Raw genomic sequence first — 14,677 nt, 5'->3', positions numbered from 1 at the left:
GGAGCATTGCCGATGACGGCCAGTCCCGTACTCAGCACCTACTACCAGCACTCCGTCGCCGACTACTGGAACACCGAGAAGAACCCGGTCAACCTCCGACTGGGTGAGGTCGACGGGATCTACCACCACCACTATGGCATCGGCGAGGTGGACTGGTCGGTCCTTGAAGGCCCGGAAGACACCCGCGAGAAACGCATCATCGAGGAGCTTCACCGGCTCGAGCACGCGCAGGCCGACCTCCTCATCGGCCAGCTCGGCGCCCTGCGGCCCGAGCACCGGGCCATGGACGCCGGCTGCGGCCGTGGCGGCTCCAGCCTCCTGGTCAACCGCAGGTACGGCTGCCAGGTCGACGGCGTGTCCATCTCCGAGTCCCAGGTGACCTTCGCCAACGAACAGGCGGAGAAGCGCGGTGTGTCCGACAAGGTGCGCTTCCATTTCCGCAACATGCTCGACACCGGCTTCGAACCTGGAACGTTCCAGGCGATCTGGAACAACGAGAGCACGATGTACGTCGAGCTGTCGCTGCTGTTCGCCGCGCACGCCCGCCTCCTGAGCCGGGGCGGCCGGTACGTGTGCATCACCGGCTGCTACAACGACGCCTACGGCCTGCCCTCGCGTGCCGTGAGCCAGATCAACGCCCACTACATCTGCGACATCCACCCCCGCAGCACCTACTTCAAGGAGATGGCGGCCAACCGGCTCGTCCCCATCGACGTCATCGACCTCACCGCCGCGACCATCCCCTATTGGGAGCTGCGCGCCAAGACCCACCTCGCGACGGGGATCGAGCAGGCGTTCCTCGACGCGTACAAGGACGGCAGCTTCCAGTACCTGCTCATCGCCGCCGACCGCATCTGACGGTGATTCCCCCTCCATTCAACAAATCCACCGCCAAGTCCGTCTGAGGGGAGACCGATCACGGAAAGGCGATGGTAAGTGGAAGACGACCCCCGGTTCGCGGAGTTCGTCGCCGAACGCGCCAACGCGCTGCTGCGCTACGGCTACGCCCTGAGCGGCAATCCGCACGACGCGGCGGATCTGACGCAGGAGGCGCTGGTCAGGTTGCACCGGGCGTGGGCGCGCGTGCGCAGGAAGGAGGACCCGGAGCGCTACACCAAGGCGATCATGGCCAGGCTGCACATCAGCGCCTGGCGGCGCCGCCGCCGCGAGCAGCTCGCCTGGGCCCTCCCGGAGACGCCGATCGAGGACGTGCTGCCCTCCGACGCCGACCAGGAGCTCTGGCAGGCGCTCGAAGGGCTGCCACGCAAGCAGCGCGCCGTCCTCGTCCTGCGCTTCTACGAGCAGCTCCACGACTCGGAGATCGCCGGCGTCCTCGGCATCTCCCAGGGGACCGTACGCAGCCACGCGTCGCTCGGTCTGGCCAAGCTCCGTTCCGCGATCGCCCACCGTACGCCTGCGAGGAGGAGCGCCCCATGAGCACGGATCTGGAAGACGACCTGAGCCGGGTGCTCGGCCGTGCCGCCGAGGGGGCGCCGCAGGCCCCGACCGGCTTCCCCGGCCGGATCGCGGCCCGCTCCCGCCGCCGCAGGACGCGTACGCAGGCGCTGGTGGCGGCGGTCGCCATGGTGATCGTCGGCGTGACGGTACGCGGCATCGACGGGGCGCAGGTGGCGCAGACCAGGCTGCCCGAACCCGTCGAGACAGTCTGGCCCGGCGCGGTCTGGAAGATTCCCCGGCAGCTTCCGAACCTTCCGGACTTCCGCCCGCTGATCTTCATCGACGACCGCACGGTGCTCTTGTGGACGGAAAAGAGCGGCGAGCGGGCCGACGCCATCTACGCCTACGACCTCGGCACCGGCCGGACCCGAAAGATCGCGGACATCCCTTCCGCGTACGCCTTCACGGTCGGCGCGGGCCGAATCGTCTGGCAGACGATCGACAGGAACGACCACACGCGGTTCTGGTCGGTGCCGGTCTCCGGAGGGAAGCCCGCCGCCATCGACACCGGCGGCCCGGTCAAGGGGCGCGGTGAGAAGCTCACCGTGGTCGGCGACCGGGTGGCGTTCTCACTCATCGAAGGCGGAGTCTTCACGTTCCCTTTGAGGGGCGGGCGCGTGACCTCCGTCGCCGGTGCGGAACGGCACCACATCCTGCGCTGGCCGTGGGTGGCGACCCCGAGCGAGTACAGGCAGGACCGCGAGCCCAGCTTCCGGGAGCTGCTCAACGCCGAGACCGGGCAGGTGAGCAACGCGGTCGTCCGGCCGGGGGAGAGGTACATCAGATGCGGCGTGACGACGTGCGTCGGCATGAGGCCCGACGACACGCGCTTCTACCGGCTGCGCGACGGCTCGCGGGAACGGGACCTGCCCGACTCCCCGGTGCTCGGGCTGGGCGACGACCGCTTCATGGCCGTCGATCCGCCCGGTGCGACCGGCGGCCCGGCGCTGCTCGACCTGGTCACCGGTAAGCAGGGCGTCCTGGGCCTGCCGAGCGCCGAGGGCCGGATGATCGGGGTCGAGCCGGGGATCCTCGATGGCGGTCTGGTGTCCTACGAGATCGAGAACCAGTACGTGATCATCGACCTCGCCAGAATCCGATGATCTCCCGGCTCGGGCCCCTGGCGGCTACTTCCCGGCGGCCTTTCCGGGCAGGACCTGGTTGTTCCGGAGCCCGCCGGCGAAGTTGGCCAGGCGCCGGGCCTTCCCGGTTTCGATGTTGACCGCATACGTGCTGGGCTGCTTGCCGTCGCTGAGGATCACGACCTCGGACGGACTCTGCCAGACGGAGACGCCGCGGAGGCCGCCCTTCGGCAGACCGCGGATCGGCACCTTCCGCACGATCCGCCCGGTCTTGGCGTCGAGGACGGTGAGCGCCGGGTTCTTGTCCTTGAAGTCGCGGGCGACCACCGTGCGGCCGTCCGGAGCGAGCTCGCTGAAGAGGATGAACGTGCCGTCGAAGCGCACCGGCTTGCCCCCGCCGGTGACGGGCATCAGCCACAGGTCGGTCTTGACGTAGCGGACCAGCTCGGCGACGCCGCCCTTGATGCTGATGACCTCGAACTTGTCGGGGACCCGCACCGTCTTGCCGGTGCGCACGTCGATCAGCAGCCCGGTGTCCTTCTTGCTCCCCACGCGCGGATCGAAACCCACGTACCGGCCGTCGTCGGAGACGACGAGCTGGGTGCCGATCTGGATCTGCTCCTCTTTCACCTTGAAAAGGGAGGTCGACACGGCGCCAGTCGTCAGGTCGCGGACCACGTGGGCCTGGGCCTCGCGGCTGTAATAGGCGAGCATGCGCCCGTCCCGGCTGATCGCGATGGGACTGTAACCGCCCTTGCGGGTCGCTACCAGCGCCTGCGGCACCCGGTACGTCGTGCCGGCGCGGGTGACCACCCGCCACTCCTGGACGCGGCAGTCGGTGACCTGAAGATCATCGGACACGTCGCAGGGCGTCTTGTACCCGTACTCGAGCGCCCCCACCTTCCCGTCGGGCAGGTCGGCCACCGTGTCCGCACTTTGCGGGGCGGCCGGGTAGGCCCCACGGGGCCAGGCCACCGTCGCCACCGCCGCCGACGCCACCAGCGCCGCGACCGTCGCGAAGGTGGTCGCCGCCATCGTGACGCGCCGCCTGCGCCGGTGGCCGGCGATGGCCGCGTCGGCCAGGCTCACCAGCGGTGCCTCCTCCGCGAGACCGCTCAGCGCCTCGCGCAGCCTGGTCATCGAACTACCTCCTGCAGGTACGGGTCAGCCAGCTCGGGCGCGAGCGCGCGCAGGCGGGCGAGGGCGTGATGGGTCTGGCTCTTGACGTTGCCGATCGAGCAGCCGAGCGCTTCGGCCGTCTGCGCCTCGGTGAGGTCCTCCCAGTAGCGCAGCACGATCACTGCCCGCTGCTTGCGGGTCAGCTTGGCCAGCGCCTGGCGCAGGACGATCCGGTCGAGCGTGGCGTTGTCATGGGAGGCGGCCCGCTCCGGCGGTGCGGCGCTCAGCACCTCCGGCCGGGGGCGGCGGCGCCAGGCCAGGTACTGGTTGACCAGGGCCTTGCGCGTGTATGCCTCGGGATTGCCCTCCTTGGCCAGCTTGGGCCAGTGCTTCACAATCTTGGTCAAGACGCTCTGCAGCAGGTCCTCGGCAAGGTGGGCGTCCCCCACGAGCAGGTACGCGGTCCGCATCAGCGCCTGCTGGCGGGCGAGCACGAACTCGCGGAAGCCGTCGTGACGATCCAATGTGCTGCCTCCTCTCGCCCCTTACCAATGCGGTCCTGGGACGAAAGGTTGCACATCCGTCTCTGCTTTCACATGGTGAGGGGGCCCCGCTCTGGGACCCCCTCGCATCTGATAGGTCGCGCCTACGCGGGTGCGTACACGCGGTGGACGAACTCGGCGAGCTTGTTGTCCGGCAGCTCCTTCGCCAGATCGGCCTCGGTGACCATGCCCACGATCCGGTGGTTCTCGATCACGGGCAGCCGCTTGATCTGGTGCTGCGTCATCTTCTGCAGCGCCTCCTCGACGCTGCTGCGGGCCTCCACCCAGACCAGCCCGTGGGCGAGCTCGCTCGCGGTGGTCTGGTCGATGTCCTTGCCCTCGGCGCAACACTTGATCACGATGTCGCGGTCGGTGATGATCCCTTTGAGCCGGTCGTCGTCCCCGCAGATCGGCAACGCGCCGACCGAAAGATCACGCATCATCTGCGCGGCCGTGCGGAGGCTGTCGTGTTCGCCGACGCACTGCGCTCCGCGGTGCATCACGTCCTGGACTGTTTTTCCGACTCCCGATGTGCCCATTTCTACCTCCTCCGAGAGGAGTCGAAGGAATCTTCAATCTGAGCCCTACCCCGCCTGCGGGAGATCGCACGAGGTTTGGCGAGGGCCCTGGGCGGTATGCTCCCATCAGGGGACATATGAAAAAGATCGCCGCTGTCGCAGGACTCGTGGTCATGGCCACGTCCGGCGTGACCGCCGCCTTCGGAGACGGTACCGCCCAACACGAAGTGAGTCAGCAGCAGTACGACACCCTCATCTCCCAGTGCCGCTATGCCGACCAGGGCAAGGCGAAGTGCCGTGAGGCGGTCAAGGAGATGTACCGCATCGGCAAATACGACAAGACGCTCGACTGTCGCACGTATTCCGGCGTGACCGTATGCGGCACGCTCAAGCTCAGTAAGGCCGAACGCCAGTGCGTTCGCGAATCCGTCTCCGCGGGGCTGACGTACCGCCGCGCCGAGGTGGAGTGCTACGCCTTCACCTGAGGAGCCAGTTCCATGATCATCGTCGGCGTTGACGGCTCGAGAACCGGGTTGGACGCCGCCGGCTGGGCCGCCACGGAGGCGGCGCTGAGACAGGTGCCGCTTACCGTGGCGCACGCCGTTCCGAAGTGGGTCTGCGAGGAGACCGACGGCCACTACGCCGAGGTCGGACGGTGGCTGCGCGAGGGCGCGAAATCGGTGCTGATCTCCGCGCGGGACCGCGCTCTGCGGGAGCGGCCGGAGATCACGGTGGAGACCGTCCTGCTGCCCGGCGACCCCCGCTCCGCGCTGGTCAAGGTCTCGGAGAACGCCGAACTGCTGGTCGCGGGCAGCCGGGGCGTCGGCGGCGTGCGCGGGCTGCTGGTGGGGTCCGTCGCGTACGGTATCGCCGCGCACGCGGTCACGGACGTCGTCCTGGTACGCGCCCGCCCCTCGATCCCGCGCGGCGAGATCGTGGTGGGGGTCGACGGTTCTCCCGGGGGCGTACGGGCGCTGGGCTTCGCGTTCGCCGAGGCCGAATTGCGCGGTACGAAGCTGCGCGCCGTACACGCGTGGGCCTGGCCGCATCCGAGCGGGTTCGAGCCGGCCGACCGCGACGGCGAGCTGGACCAGTCGCGCGAGCTGGACGCGCTCCTGGCGGGGCACCGGGAGCGGCATCCGGGGGTGGAGGTGGTGCCGGAGATCGTGCACGGCCACCCCGTCGAGGTGCTGCGGGAGGCGGCGGCCGAGGCGGACCTGCTGGTGGTCGGCACGCACGGGCGCAGCCAGTTCGCCGGGATGCTCATGGGCTCGATCAGCCAGGCCATGCTCCACCACGCTCCCTGCCCGCTCGCCGTGGTCCGCAGGGGGCGGGTCTGAAAGTTACACGCCGATCCCGGCGTTCGCGCAGGTCGCCGCCTCGCGCGGGGCTCGCCGCCTTCCCGTCGTACCGGCGACGTCCTTACGATCTGCGCAGGCTACGACGGGAGAGCAGACGATGCGCAGGACCAGCACCTTGCTGGCGGCGATGCTGGCGTTCGCCGCGGCGGTGTTATTCGCGACGACCACGCAGGCCAGCGGTGCCGCCGCCACCCGGATCATGCCTCTGGGCGACTCGATCACGGGCTCTCCGGGCTGCTGGCGGGCCCTGCTCTGGAACCGGCTCCAGAGCACCGGCTACACCAACATCGACTTCGTCGGCACCCTCCCACCGCAGGGCTGCGGCGTCTCGTACGACGGCGACAACGAGGGCCACGGCGGCTACCTGGCCACCAACATCGCCAACCAGAGCCAGCTGCCCGGCTGGCTCTCGGCGACCAAACCCGACATCGTGCTGATGCACCTCGGCACGAACGACGTGTGGAGCAACATCGCGCCGGCGACGATCCTCAGCGCGTTCACCACGCTCGTGAACCAGATGCGGGCCGGCAACCCCAACATGAAGATCCTCGTCGCCAAGATCATCCCCATGAACCCGTCCACCTGCGCCGACTGCGGCCAGCGCGCCGTGAACTTCAACAACGCCATCCCCGCCTGGGCGGCCGCGACCACCACGCAGCAGTCGCCGATCACGGTGGTGGACCAGTGGACGGGGTTCAGCACGAGCACGGACACCTATGACGGCGTGCACCCGAACTCGGCCGGTGACCAGAAGATGTCCGACAAGTGGTACCCGCCCCTGGTGAGCGCCCTGTCGGGGATCACCCCCACCTCGACGCCCACCGTCACCCCCACTCCCACCCCCACTCCCGGTGGCGGGTGCACGGCGACGTACAAGAACGCCAACCAGTGGCAGGACGGCTTCCAGGGCGAGGTCACCGTCAAGAACACCGGCGCCTCGGCCATGAGCGCGTGGACGGTGCAGTGGACGTTCGCGAACGGGCAGCGGATCAGCCAGCTCTGGAACGGCACGCTGAGCGCGAACGGCTCCGCGGTGACCGTGCGCAACGTGGCCTGGAACGGCTCGCTCGCGCCGGGGGCCTCGACCACGTTCGGTTTCATCGCCTCGTGGAGCGGCACGAACACCGCCCCCACGCCCACCTGCTCCTAGTTCGCTGTGATGGGGGCCACTCTGGGCTCGGCCAGCCGCACGTAGTCGTCGGTGACCAGCGCGACGGACCGGTCGAGCCTGGCGGCGTTGAAGTACAGCTCGGGCTGGTCGAGCAGCGTCGGGTCCGCGATCAGCTCGAGCCGGGGGTCGTAGCTGAACGGGAGCACGGTCCCGCTCATACTGCCGGCCAGCTCCTCGGCCTTGTCCTTGGCGGCGAAGGCCACGTACGTGCCGTCCAGCAGCGACTTGACCGCCTGCAGGTCGAGCCGGGCGTTGCCGGGCACGACGGCCAGCACGTGCCGGGTCTGCTTCTTGCCGATCTTGACCATCACGACGAGGCACTTGGCGGCCTGCGCGACGTCGTGCCCGCGCAGGGCGCTGACCTCGTCGGTCCGCCCCTCCGGCGCGTGCTCGATCACCCGGTAACGGGCGCCGGCGGCGTCCATGTCGGAGATCAGCCGCTCGTACAGCTCACCAGCCACTGCTCAACAACTCCTTCGCCGCGGCGATCCGGTCCTCGTCGCGCTGGTAGAACACCCACTGCTTGATCTTCTTGCCGCGGATCAGGCCCGCCTTGGCGAGCACCTTGAGGTGCTCGCCGCAGGTGGGCTGGCTCACGCCGAGCTTCTCGGCGATGAAGAGCGAGCAGACTCCGTCGCGTACGAGGTCGCCGTCGCGTTGCGGCGGGAAGTGGCGCTCGGGATCGCGCAGCCAATCGAGGATCAGCAGCCGCTTGTCATTGGCCAGTGCCTTGACCAGGTCGACGTCCAGCACAAAGGTATTATGGCAATTAGCTAATTGCCTGTCTACCTAGGACTGGGTCACGACGGGCGCCCCTTCGCTGGCCTGCACCAGCACGAACCCCTGCCCGCTGAACGCCAGCTGCATGGCCTCCCCGCTGCCCCGCCCGATCAGCGCCCCCACCTTCATCGTCCGGTTGACGCCGACGTGCAGCCCCGTGCTCCAGCACACGGCGGACTGGCCGTCGGCGTACGTGGGCATGCGGGCGGCATCGAGCAGCACCGGCGTGCCGTGCGTGGTCACCGCCACCCACCCGGTCCCGGTGACCGTCGTGTTGAACAGCCCGCCCGCCGCGATCCCGGCCCCCTGCACGCGCTGGATGTCCCAGGTGAGCTGCGGCTGGAACGCCAGCAGGTTGCGCCCGTTGACGGTGATCCCCTCGTTCTCCAGGTAGAACAGGTGGATGTCGTCGGCGTTGTCGGCGAGGTAGAGCAGCCCCTCGCCGCGTACGCGCATGAGGGACGCGCCCTCGCCCGTCACGGCCTTCTTGAAGAGCTTGCCGAGCCCGCCGCCCTCGTAGTCGAAGTCCATCTTCCCCTGGAAGGCGACCATGGAGCCCTGCTTGGCCAGGACCTCGTGCGGCAGCTGCACGCGCAGCATCTTGCCGTTCTGGAGCGCGAATCCGGGTGGCAGCTGCTGGGACTCGAGATTGCCGAAAATGGAGCTACGCACGGTTGGGCCTTCCTAGGCTCGGGAGGGGACGCTACGGCCCACCGTACGCAAATTTTTCACAAAAGAAGCCGCCGGCTAGAACTGCCCTCGGGCCTCTTCCACCCACGCCAGGACGGTTGCCGCTTTCTCGGCGCCGGCGATCTCAGCGGCCTCGTCCAGCACCGCCACGGCGTCCTCACGCCGCCCCTCCGCGGCAGCGATATACGCCAGCCCCACCAGATTGGCCGCCACCCCGGCCATGAACCCGAGCTCCCGGCGCAGCCGTACGGACTCCTCCAGCCGTTCGCGCGCCGCCGGCAGCCGTCCGGCCATGTGCTCGGCGATGCCCAGGTGGCGCAGGACGTACGAGAGGGTCAGCTTGTCGCCGGCCTGCGTCGCCAGCTCATGGGCCCGCTCCAGAGCCGCCGCCGCGGGCGCCTCGTCCCCGCGGACGACCTGATGGAAGGTCCCGACCCAGAGCAGCGCCTCACCCTCACCCCGGACATCCCCGAGCGCCCGGTAAAGCTCCGCGGCCCTCTCGAACAGCCTCAGCTCTTCGTCACCCTGCTCGCCCTGCCCATCGAGGAACCGGCCGTGCATGATCCGCCCCCGCACCAGCGCAAGATCGGCCTCCACGCCGTCCAGCCCCCGATCGGCGGCCTCCAGCCCGGCCACATCCCCGCCGAAAACGGCCCGCTCATAGAGCTCCTTGGCCCGCTCAAGCCGCCCGTCCATGCCCACCACTCCCATCAGATCCGGGGGAGCGAGGGAATCGGGCCGCCCTTATCCCTTGCCGGCCGCCGTCGCCAGATCCCGTACGACCTGAATCAACTCGGCCGGATCGAACGGCTTGGTCAGATAAGCGTCGACCCCGATCCCCAACCCCCGACGCCTATCATCGTCCTGCGCCCGCGCCGTGATCAACACCACCTTGATGTGACTGGTGGCCTCCTCGGTCCGCAACCTCTGCGCCGTCGTCCATCCATCCAGGCACGGCATCATCACGTCCAACGTGATGACGTCCGGCATGACGTCGAGCACACGATCAAGGCAGTCCTGCCCATCGGTGGCGGTCGCGACCTCGAACCCCTCCAGGTTCAGGTTGACCGCGATGAGCTGCCGGATGACCTCGTCGTCGTCCACGACCAGTACTTTCCCAAGAACCTCGCCCACGGGCGCCAAGGTAACCTGTAGTGAGGTCGTCACGGGTGGTTTTCGCTGGATGTGTTCAAGGACCTTTATCGTGTGCCGAGTGGTGCCGGGATGCTGATAGCCTTATCACTCGTCGAGCCCCCTTAGCTCAGGGGATAGAGCACCGGCCTCCGGAGCCGGGTGCGTAGGTTCGAATCCTACAGGGGGCACTCGATCTTGACCGGCGGTTTCGGCCGCTGAGCAGGGCGAACATCGTAGGAACGGGCGGGTCTCCAGTCTCACGGAGCCCCGTCCGTTCTCGTTGACGCTCACTGGCTGTGGGCCAGTCGTGGGCCACTCAAGCCTCGTCCTGGGACGCAGGGGACGCCGGCGCATGAAACCCAGTCTCACGGTTTCCCAGCCAGCGCAGCGACACTCAGCTCCACGCGCCACCCCTGGCGTCGCTCTTCACGCCAGTTCATAGCGAGCACCAGGCAAGCGAAGTCTTGCGGACCTGTCGCCCCGGAGCTCAGCCCGTCCCTCATCACAGCAAGATCAATGGCCGCACGCTGCGCCTCTCAGGGCGTGTTTGAGAAGATTGTTTATGTTTGGCGTGACGGCGTGACGAGAGGCGTTGATGTGTCAAGTAGGAGGTGCATCCGTGGTACGGGCTTGAGGCCTGCAAACCCCCGAACAGCTCCGCTATCACACGCCCGTCTCGCAGAGCCGTTCCTGCGCAGGCTGCGGTAAAGCGTCAGCTCTTCCGGAACAAGGATCCCGGCCGCTACAGTGACGCCTGCCGGTGATCACGATCATGACTCCAGGGCAGAACGCCTGGAAGGACGAGGAGATGGCGCGACGTGCAGTAAGGATGGGTGCCGGAACGCTGGCGGTCGCGCTGGGTCTCCTGGTATCAGGCACGTGCTGGCATACGCCCGTGGTGATGGCGACGCCGGTCGCCCTCGCTGGCCAACCTGCCAGGTCTGCATCCCCTCCAGACGCTCCGCCCTTTGGAAGTGAGCTGCGCGGACCGTTGAAGGGTCACACACGCGGCATCAGCGCGCTCGCGGTCGGCGAGCGCAGCGACGGCACCCGAGTCATCGTCTCTGCCGGCTTCGACAAGACGCTGCGGGTGTGGAGCCTCGACACAGGCAAGCCGCTCGGCAGACCCATCACCGGCCATCACCGGCCGGCGTACGACGTGGCGATCGGTAAGCGCAGCAACGGCACTCCTGTCATCGTCTCCGGCGGTGAGGACGGCACCGTACGGATGTGGAACCTCGACACCGGCAAACCCTTGGGCAAACCGCTCAGAACCGGGCACGCGCTCGTCCACGCGGTCGCCGTCGGGAAGCGCAGTGACGGCACGCCGGTCATCATCTCCAGCGGCGAGGGCCGCAAAACGGTGGCGCTCCACATGTGGAACCTGAACACCGGCAAGCTCATCGGCAAGCCGTGGTGGGGTCACTATTCCGGCGTCATGGACATCGAGGTCACCAAGCGCGCTGATGGGTCGCCAGTCTTTGTGACCGGCAGCACCGACGCAAGGATGCGGATCTGGAACCTCGACACGCGTAAACCCATCGGCAAGCCTCTCAACACCTGCTTCACCTGCATGGTGTACGGGATGGCGATCGCGGAGCGCAGCGATGGACAGCGTGTCGTGATCTCGGCAGAGGTCCCGAACTTCCCTCTGGACGAGGGAAGCCCACCAGCGACGCTGCGCATGTGGAGCCTGGAGTCGGGCCGGCCCCTCGGGGAGCCCCTGACGCATGAAGGTAATGCCCACCATCCTGTCGTCGTGGCGACCAAGGACGGTGACGGCACCCCGGTCATCGTCTCGGGTGGCAACGACCGCAACGTGGTGGTACGCAACCTCGACACCGGCCAACCTCTTAGCGGCCCCTTCACCGGCCACACCGACAACGTCAGCGCTCTGGCTGTGGGCACACGCGAGGACGGCACCCCCGTCGTCGTCTCCGGCAGCCTCGACACCACGATCCGGATATGGAGTCTCGCCTGAGCAATCCATCACTGACGCATGCTTTCCGGGAAGTGCCATTTTCTAAGTGTGTGTGCTTGAGATGGATGATCAGCCTCAGTCGCAGACGTAGCGGGGCTGACGTCGAGCGGGTCCCCCTCGGGATATGCGGCGGGTCATGCCGACGATGGCAGCCCAGCGGATGATCGCCTCAGAGACAGCCGGGTCGCGTTCATAGTCACGAGCCAATCGGCGGCACGCAGTCAGCCAGGCCAGCGTCCTCTCCACCACCCACCTGCGTGAGATGACGCTGGAGCCGCGCTGGTCAGCAGGCTTGCGCACGATCTCCAGGGTGGTTCGCAGGGTGTCTTGCGTCCAATCCACCAGGCGTCCAGCGAAACCCTGGTCGGCGAAGACATGGCGGATCGGGGTGGAAAGGTACGCCGACAGCAGGGCGGTCTTGGCTCCATCGCGGTCCTGCCAGCTGGCAGCGATGACGGCGACCGTGATGAGCAGACCGGTGGTGTCGGTGACGATGAACCGCTTGCGGCCGTTGACCTTCTTTGCTTTATGACGGCCCCGTCATAAGGGCAATTATCTGGGGTTGGATGTTATGCCGGGCCGGGTGGATCAGGGCTGGCTGCGGGTGGTGCGACCGGTGAATTGACCTCATAACGGCGGAGGTTCACCGTCTCCTTCATCGAGGGGTTGTCGATGGAGGTGAGGACATGGTCAAGGCTGCGACGGACGGTCGCTACCCGGTCAGGGTTTCTGGGCCGTTGGCTGGGCTGGTGCACGAGTTTCGTCTCCTGCGCCGGCACCCGCCTGAACCACACCAGCGCCAGCACGGCCTTCGCCCGTGTGCTCAAGACCGCGGCGATCACCGCCCCTGCCGGGACGGGCAAGCCACGGCTCTACGACCTCAGGCACACCTTCGCGGTGACCACCATGGCGAACTGGTACGCCACCGGAGCAGACGTCGCGCACCTGCTGCCAGCTCTGTCGACCTACCTCGGACACATCAGTCCCACGACCACGTACTGGTATCTGCACGCCTGTCCGCAGCTGATGACCGAAGCCGCCAAGCGCCTGGAAGCCTCCTGGGAGGAACCATCATGACCAGCCTGGCCCCGATCATGCAGGGATACTTCACCGAACGACTCACCGACCGCCGCGCCAGCCAACACACCATCGCCGCCTACCGCGACACCTTCCGCCTGCTGCTGCACTACGCCCAAGCCGAACTCGGCCGACCGCCCGCAGCCCTGGACCTGATCGACATCGACGTCCACCTCATCAGTGGTTTCCTGGACCATCTCGAGACCGACCGGAACAACAGCATCGCCACCAGCAACGCCCGGCTGGCCGCGGTCCACTCCCTGTTCGGCTACGCGGCGCTCCGCTGTCCCGAGCACGCCCTGCTCATCCAGCGTGTCCTGGCCATCCCTCACAAGCGCCGTGAGTCCACCGACGTGTGCTTCCTGACCCGCGCCGAGAGCGACGCGCTACTCGCGGTTCCCGACCAGTCCACACCGCTGGGCCGCCGCGACCACCTGCTGCTGCTCGTCGCCATGCAGACCGGGCTGCGCGTCTCCGAACTCACCTCGCTGACCTGCGCCGACGCCGAACTCGGAGTGGGCGCCCACCTGCGCTGCACCGGCAAGGGCCGCAAACAGCGCGCCACCCCGCTCACCCGGCCCACCGCCCGCCTGCTCCAGCGCTGGATCACCGACCGTCACGCCGCACCGGCCGACCCGCTGTTCCCCAACCGCACCGGCGGACGCCTCAGTCGCGACGCCGTCGCCGACTTGCTCGCCAAGTACGTCCCCGTCGCAGTCCGCGCCTGCACGACCCTCGCATCCAAGAACGTCACGCCGCACACCTTGCGCCACACCGCGGCGATGGCGCTGCTGCACGCCGGCGTCGACACCTCCACCATCGCGCTCTGGCTCGGCCACGCCAGCACGAAGGCGACCGACGTCTACCTGCACGCCGACCTGGCCACCAAGGAGAAAGCCTTGGCCCGAACCGCGCCTCCCAGTGTCGGCACCCGGCGCTACCGCCCCGGCGACAGCCTGCTCGCCTTCCTGGAGAACCTGTAGTTATCACCGGCAACCACGCTGTCAGACCATCGCTGGCCAGCCCTGATCCACCCAGCCCGGCATAACATCCAACCCCAGATAATTGCCCGCGTCGTAGCCGCGGCTGTCTCGGCCCACGGTGTCGGCGCCCTTGACGCTTTGGGAGTCGATGATGCCGGTGAGCCAGGACTGGCCATGGGAACGTTCACCGTCCCCATTCTGGCGGAGACTGCTGACGACGTCTGCTTGTCGGGGCCCCACGGCTCTCCTCTGGAGAGGGGTACAACCCTGCCCATGGACCCATCGTGGACCGAAGAGGTTCCGACTACGGGCTGACAGGATGTTTTCGCAGGTCAACCGAGCAAGGCTAGGTATTTCTGCAATCCTCTCCGGAGTCTGGTGCGTAGGTCCGAATCCTGCAGGGGGAACGCGATCTTGACTGGCGGTTCTAGTCGCCGACCAGGACGAACACCGTACAAAAGGGGCGGGCCTTTCCCGGGGTCCCGCCTACTCGCTGACGCTCGCAGGTGGATTCCCGTGCAAAGGCTCCACCGATCCGCGAACGTATAACTCCCTTGCCGAGACAACCCGGCTGGCATATGTGTGAGACATCGCCTGCTGGAGGAAACTTTGGCACCTAACCGATGGCCGACCGGCACCTTCATGCACCGTTTGACGGACGAGCTGCGCTCGGAGCTCCTGGGGCTGGGTGTGTCCAGTCAGTGGTGTATCTCGATCTTGTTTGATTAGCGGGTGGTCGGGGTCAGACGGCCTTCGAAGGTGATGGCGAAGGCGTTCAGGG

The 14,677-nt window shown here is 67.7% G+C and carries 17 protein-coding genes, 1 tRNA gene and 1 pseudogene; 10 read left to right on the top strand and 9 right to left on the bottom strand.

Annotated features, from left to right (window positions below; translation table 11 throughout):
- Nucleotides 1–12 precede the first annotated feature (12 nt).
- The 3 genes from ACIHFD_RS19750 to ACIHFD_RS19740 all read left to right on the top strand — a co-directional run bounded on the left by ACIHFD_RS19750 (nt 13) and on the right by ACIHFD_RS19740 (nt 2,561).
- Nucleotides 13–858 carry a geranyl diphosphate 2-C-methyltransferase gene (locus ACIHFD_RS19750; RefSeq protein ID WP_355191035.1) on the top strand — a complete coding sequence of 282 codons (846 nt, stop codon included), beginning with the start codon at nt 13–15 and terminating at the stop codon, nt 856–858.
- A gap of 78 nt (nt 859–936) precedes the next feature.
- Nucleotides 937–1,437, top strand: a complete 501-nt coding sequence (locus ACIHFD_RS19745) for a SigE family RNA polymerase sigma factor (RefSeq protein WP_350728558.1) — start codon at nt 937–939, stop codon at nt 1,435–1,437.
- The gene (locus ACIHFD_RS19740; RefSeq protein WP_397368155.1) at nt 1,434–2,561 is read left to right on the top strand and encodes a hypothetical protein; all 1,128 of its coding nucleotides are present in this window, start codon (nt 1,434–1,436) and stop codon (nt 2,559–2,561) included. Before ACIHFD_RS19745 ends, ACIHFD_RS19740 begins: the two co-directional genes overlap by 4 nt.
- Before the next feature lie 24 nt (nt 2,562–2,585).
- Here the strand turns inward: ACIHFD_RS19740 and ACIHFD_RS19735 are convergent, their stop codons facing one another.
- The 3 genes from ACIHFD_RS19735 to ACIHFD_RS19725 all read right to left on the bottom strand — a co-directional run bounded on the left by ACIHFD_RS19735 (nt 2,586) and on the right by ACIHFD_RS19725 (nt 4,740).
- Nucleotides 2,586–3,680 (bottom strand): hypothetical protein, encoded by a 1,095-nt coding sequence (locus ACIHFD_RS19735; protein ID WP_397368154.1) that lies wholly within the window; start codon nt 3,678–3,680, stop codon nt 2,586–2,588.
- Nucleotides 3,677–4,183, bottom strand: a complete 507-nt coding sequence (locus tag ACIHFD_RS19730) for a SigE family RNA polymerase sigma factor (RefSeq protein WP_397368153.1) — start codon at nt 4,181–4,183, stop codon at nt 3,677–3,679. Before ACIHFD_RS19730 ends, ACIHFD_RS19735 begins: the two co-directional genes overlap by 4 nt.
- A gap of 122 nt (nt 4,184–4,305) precedes the next feature.
- Entirely contained in the window at nt 4,306–4,740 is a 435-nt protein-coding gene (locus tag ACIHFD_RS19725; protein WP_397368152.1) for a CBS domain-containing protein, read from the bottom strand.
- Nucleotides 4,741–4,856: 116 nt separating this feature from the next.
- On the opposite strand from ACIHFD_RS19725, the gene ACIHFD_RS19720 reads away from it, so the two are divergent.
- The 3 genes from ACIHFD_RS19720 (at nt 4,857) to ACIHFD_RS19710 (ending at nt 7,230) form a co-directional block, all read left to right on the top strand.
- A complete protein-coding gene (locus ACIHFD_RS19720; RefSeq protein WP_225963971.1) occupies nt 4,857–5,204 on the top strand; it encodes a hypothetical protein in 348 nt (115 codons plus the stop codon).
- Between the two features lie 12 nt (nt 5,205–5,216).
- Nucleotides 5,217–6,059 (top strand): universal stress protein, encoded by an 843-nt coding sequence (locus ACIHFD_RS19715; protein WP_397368151.1) that lies wholly within the window; start codon nt 5,217–5,219, stop codon nt 6,057–6,059.
- Between the two features lie 118 nt (nt 6,060–6,177).
- Nucleotides 6,178–7,230: a cellulose binding domain-containing protein gene (locus ACIHFD_RS19710; protein ID WP_397368150.1), complete on the top strand. Its 1,053-nt coding sequence runs from the start codon at nt 6,178–6,180 to the stop codon at nt 7,228–7,230.
- Here ACIHFD_RS19710 and ACIHFD_RS19705 read toward each other — a convergent pair.
- From ACIHFD_RS19705 to ACIHFD_RS19685, 5 genes are all read right to left on the bottom strand, one after another.
- Nucleotides 7,227–7,712 (bottom strand): YbaK/prolyl-tRNA synthetase associated domain-containing protein, encoded by a 486-nt coding sequence (locus ACIHFD_RS19705; protein WP_350728565.1) that lies wholly within the window; start codon nt 7,710–7,712, stop codon nt 7,227–7,229. The two genes, ACIHFD_RS19710 and ACIHFD_RS19705, sit on opposite strands and share 4 nt — an antisense overlap.
- On the bottom strand, nt 7,702–8,004 hold the full coding sequence (locus ACIHFD_RS19700; protein WP_185071156.1) for a helix-turn-helix transcriptional regulator: 303 nt from the start codon (nt 8,002–8,004) through the stop codon (nt 7,702–7,704). Before ACIHFD_RS19700 ends, ACIHFD_RS19705 begins: the two co-directional genes overlap by 11 nt.
- A gap of 36 nt (nt 8,005–8,040) precedes the next feature.
- Nucleotides 8,041–8,703 (bottom strand): AIM24 family protein, encoded by a 663-nt coding sequence (locus ACIHFD_RS19695; protein ID WP_363962621.1) that lies wholly within the window; start codon nt 8,701–8,703, stop codon nt 8,041–8,043.
- 75 nt (nt 8,704–8,778) lie between these two features.
- Nucleotides 8,779–9,417: a hypothetical protein gene (locus tag ACIHFD_RS19690; protein ID WP_350728567.1), complete on the bottom strand. Its 639-nt coding sequence runs from the start codon at nt 9,415–9,417 to the stop codon at nt 8,779–8,781.
- 48 nt (nt 9,418–9,465) lie between these two features.
- Entirely contained in the window at nt 9,466–9,855 is a 390-nt protein-coding gene (locus ACIHFD_RS19685) for a response regulator (protein WP_350728568.1), read from the bottom strand.
- 116 nt (nt 9,856–9,971) lie between these two features.
- On the opposite strand from ACIHFD_RS19685, the gene ACIHFD_RS19680 reads away from it, so the two are divergent.
- Nucleotides 9,972–10,043: transfer RNA gene (locus tag ACIHFD_RS19680), tRNA-Arg, on the top strand.
- A 572-nt stretch (nt 10,044–10,615) separates the two neighbouring features.
- Nucleotides 10,616–11,836: a WD40 repeat domain-containing protein gene (locus tag ACIHFD_RS19675; RefSeq protein WP_397368149.1), complete on the top strand. Its 1,221-nt coding sequence runs from the start codon at nt 10,616–10,618 to the stop codon at nt 11,834–11,836.
- Nucleotides 11,837–11,911: 75 nt separating this feature from the next.
- Here ACIHFD_RS19675 and ACIHFD_RS19670 read toward each other — a convergent pair.
- A pseudogene (locus ACIHFD_RS19670) lies at nt 11,912–12,355 on the bottom strand (transposase); the annotation flags it as partial.
- Nucleotides 12,356–12,508: 153 nt separating this feature from the next.
- Between ACIHFD_RS19670 and ACIHFD_RS19665 the strand changes: the two are divergent.
- On the top strand, nt 12,509–12,913 hold the full coding sequence (locus tag ACIHFD_RS19665) for a hypothetical protein (RefSeq protein WP_397368148.1): 405 nt from the start codon (nt 12,509–12,511) through the stop codon (nt 12,911–12,913).
- Nucleotides 12,910–13,896 carry a tyrosine-type recombinase/integrase gene (locus tag ACIHFD_RS19660; protein ID WP_397368147.1) on the top strand — a complete coding sequence of 329 codons (987 nt, stop codon included), beginning with the start codon at nt 12,910–12,912 and terminating at the stop codon, nt 13,894–13,896. Before ACIHFD_RS19665 ends, ACIHFD_RS19660 begins: the two co-directional genes overlap by 4 nt.
- Nucleotides 13,897–14,677: the final 781 nt, after the last annotated feature.

This window comes from Nonomuraea sp. NPDC051941 (genome assembly GCF_044593615.1).
Note: the sequence above shows the minus strand (reverse complement) of the source record. Positions and strands in the feature narration are given on the sequence as shown.